Annotated in this window: 1 pseudogene; it reads right to left on the reverse strand. The window is 82.8% G+C overall.

Annotated features, from left to right (window positions below):
* A pseudogene (locus tag AAHZ94_RS35315) lies at window positions 1-290 on the reverse strand (sensor histidine kinase); the annotation flags it as partial.

The following is a 290-nucleotide window of genomic DNA, read 5'->3' on the forward strand; positions in this document are numbered from 1 at the left end:
GCCGTGCCCTTCGCCCCGCCGGGCGGCGGCGGTGCCCCGTTCTCCACCCGCACCTCCGCTGCGGTGGCCGCGTAGGCGACGGAGACCGTCACCGGCGCGGCCGGTGCGTGCTTGGCTGCGTTGGTCAGCGCCTCCTGGACGACGCGGTACGCGGCCCGCTCCGCGACCGGGGACGGGGCGGCAGCAGCGGCGTCGCCGGTGACCTGGGGCCCCCCCGCGCGGCCCGCCCCCGCCGCCTCCGCGCCCAGCCCGTCCCGGCTGGCGTCCGGGGCCCGCGCGGGTGCCCCCTC

It is taken from the genome of Streptomyces sp. HSW2009, from assembly GCF_040240285.1.
Lineage (GTDB): Bacteria > Actinomycetota > Actinomycetes > Streptomycetales > Streptomycetaceae > Streptomyces.